Source organism: Cellvibrio sp., from assembly GCF_053579595.1.
The window spans coordinates 1-2,871 of the sequence record NZ_JBRFPI010000492.1 but is presented as its reverse complement, the minus strand read 5'-3'; the positions used below and the strand labels follow the sequence as shown (position 1 = coordinate 2,871).

The following is a 2,871-nucleotide window of genomic DNA, read 5'->3' as shown; positions in this document are numbered from 1 at the left end:
ATGTGGGCATGCTGCATCTTGACCCACAAATTCTCAGTAAAACGGATGAATTGACGGCAGATGATTGGCAGCATGTACAAAGCCATGTCGACATATCCACAAAAATCCTGCGTGATATTCCAAGCTTGTCTACGGCGATTATTACTGCTGTGGGCGAGCACCACGAACGTTGTGATGGCACAGGTTATCCGCTTGCAAAAGTGGAAAGTGAACTTTCAATCTCCGGCCAAATTCTCGCCGTTGCCGATGCCATTGTCGGTATTTATTTTAATCGTTTTAAAGCGCAAGGGCGACGTTGGCGCGAAGTAATTCCCGTGTTGGAAATGAACCGAGCCGCTTATTTGTACCGCAGCTGCGATATCGTAACAACCATGATCTTGCGCAGCGAGTTGCCGTTGCCCAATCTTGTAAGCGGCAGCGGGGTGCCTGAATTTGCGGAGCGTATGCTGCAGCAAAATTTGCATTTGCAAAATTGGTTTACGCAATTACGTGAGTGTTTGACCTCCGTGGGTTACACCCATGGCGACCGCAAGCTGCACGCATTGCAAAACGTTGTCTTGCACATTGCGACCACGTTTAAAGGTAGTCTGTTATTCAAGGAGGATTTGCGTGAATCCTTAGAATCTATGGCGAGTGAGGAGGCTGACAGCATCAGCAAAGTGGTTGCCGATGCATCGCTTGTACAACAGGAAATGGCGTTCCATTTGCAGCGCTTAAGTCGAATGATGCAAATGTATATTTCGTCGGGCGAGGGCGGGGACCCAAAAATTACCAAACGTTTGCAGGACGGCTTTACAAAAATCAGCGGCTATATCGGAAGTTCACATTAGACATTCCAATGAGATGTTCCAATACGCGGCATGTTTGATTTTTTATCTGCGCATTATTGCTGATGCCAAAATGGCTGGCCGATAGTCGGTGTGCTCGGACTGGCGGTTTGGCGTTTCTGCATGAGCCCCGCTTTATAGGCTTTTCTTCCCGCATCAATTGCATCGCCAAAGGCTTCTGCCATCATCGGTGGATTCAGTGCTTTGGCTACGGCGGTATTTAATAAAATTCCATCAAAACCCATCTCCATCGCTTCTGCCGCTTGTGATGGTGCACCAAGGCCCGCATCAATAATCATAGGTACATCTTTAATGCGCTCGCGCAGTGTGCGCAAACTGTAGCGATTTAATAAGCCTTGCCCGGTACCGATAGGCGCACCCCAAGGCATAAGTACTTCGCAGCCGACATCGAGCAATCGCTTGCACAGGATTAAATCATCAGTGCAATAAGGCAATACTTTAAAACCTTTTTTAATCAGAATTTCCGATGCTTCAACCAAGCCAAACGGGTCGGGTTGTAAATTGTAATCATCGCCAACGACTTCCAATTTAATCCAATCCGTATTAAAAATTTCGCGCGACATTTCCGCTAGTGTCACTGCTTCTTTAACTGATTTACAACCGGCAGTGTTGGGCAGCAAACGGCAGCCGCTTTCCTGGATATATTGCCAAATCGCATCGCCATCGCGATTGGCTGGGTTTTGGCGACGCAAGCCGAGAGTGACGATTTCACAGCGCGATTGGATAATGGAGTCGCGCATTAATTGTGGCGATGCGTAAAGCGCCGTGCCCAATAAAAATCGACTGGAGAAGGTTTCGCCGTAAAGGGTGAAATCTTTTTCAGGTTTGTTGTAACTCATATCAACCTCCACCCACGGGTTTGACGATATCAATTTGATCGCCATTCAATAATTCGCGCTCGGTATAAGTCGAGCGGGGTATAAATTCGCCATTAATGGCCACGGCGATTTTGCTTTCGCCATAACCCCATTGTTGCAAGGCATCACTGAGCAATGTCTTGCTGGTCAGCGATACGCTTTCGTTGTTTACACTTAGTTCAATTGTCATAAGCTCGTGCTTTTTAGTGATGATTCAGCAGTGCAGAAAAAATTGGTTCAGGTTTTTTGAAGATATGTGCCAGCACATTTTCAACTACCGCTGGCGCTAATAAATAGCCGTGGCGAAATAATCCGTTGGCGGTAATCAATCCATCGGTAATGGTCACTTTGGGTAAGTTATCCATAAACGCAGGGCGCAGGTTGGTATCCATTTCAATAATACGCGCTTCGGCAAATGCGGGTGACAGCGTGTAAAGCGCACTGCTTAATTCCAGGCTGGATTGGATAGTCACTGGCGAACGATCTTCACTTTCGATTTGGGTCGCGCCAATAATAAAGCGGTGATTGGGTTTGGGAACCACGTACAGTTGGTAGCGTGGATGCATCAAACGTACCGGGCGCTGCAAATGGATTTCTTTGGTTTCCACATGCAATGTTTCACCGCGCACGCCGCGCAAATTGCGCAGTTGTTTTTTTGCACCCAGCCCGCGGCAATCAATTACCAAATCAAAATTTTCTTCACCGTTTTCGGTAACGATTTTTCCGGGAAATGCTTCAACAGGTGAGAATTCGCGAATCATTGTGCCGAGTTTCAATAATTCATTGCCAATTAAACGCAAAAATTCGCGATTATTGACATGACCTTCTTCGCTCAAGAACAGTCCGCTATGAAAGTTGGAGTGTAAATCGGGTTCGAGTTGGTGAATTTCATGTTGGTTAACATGTTGGTAACCCTTGCAGCCGGGCAATATAAATCCAAGCTCTCGCTCAAATTGTTCGAGTTCGCTCGTATCCTGCTGATGCGCCACCACGAGGCTGCCGTTATTAAAGAATAGCGGCGTTTCGGTTGCCGGTAATTGTGCAATCCATGTGGGCCATTGCTGCAGTGCAAAAATGCCCATGCGGTAAACACCTTCATCGGATACAACGGCTTCACTTAACGGTGCAACCATGCCGGCCGCAGTAAAGGCGGCAGCGGCGCCTGA

The 2,871-nt window shown here is 47.4% G+C and carries 4 protein-coding genes; 1 reads left to right on the top strand and 3 read right to left on the bottom strand.

What is annotated here, in order from left to right:
• Positions 1-830: HD-GYP domain-containing protein (locus tag ACWA6V_RS20220; protein WP_449524182.1), on the top strand; the 830-nt coding region annotated here is incomplete at its 5' end.
• 53 nt (positions 831-883) lie between these two features.
• On the opposite strand, the gene ACWA6V_RS20215 is transcribed toward ACWA6V_RS20220, so the two are convergent.
• From ACWA6V_RS20215 to ACWA6V_RS20205, 3 genes are all read right to left on the bottom strand, one after another.
• On the bottom strand, positions 884-1,687 hold the full coding sequence (locus ACWA6V_RS20215; protein WP_449524181.1) for a thiazole synthase: 804 nt from the start codon (positions 1,685-1,687) through the stop codon (positions 884-886).
• Position 1,688: 1 nt separating this feature from the next.
• A complete protein-coding gene (gene thiS / locus ACWA6V_RS20210; RefSeq protein ID WP_449524180.1) occupies positions 1,689-1,895 on the bottom strand; it encodes a sulfur carrier protein ThiS in 207 nt (68 codons plus the stop codon).
• A gap of 13 nt (positions 1,896-1,908) precedes the next feature.
• On the bottom strand, positions 1,909-2,871 hold a 963-nt coding region (locus ACWA6V_RS20205), incomplete at its 5' end, for an FAD-dependent oxidoreductase (RefSeq protein ID WP_449524179.1).

Bases quoted from the DNA above. Each gene is read 5' to 3' on its own strand.
- ACWA6V_RS20215 (WP_449524181.1), bottom strand. From the start codon at position 1,687: ATGAGTTACAACAAACCTGAAAAAGATTTCACCCTTTACGGCGAAACC.
- thiS (WP_449524180.1), bottom strand. From the start codon at position 1,895: ATGACAATTGAACTAAGTGTAAACAACGAAAGCGTATCGCTGACCAGC.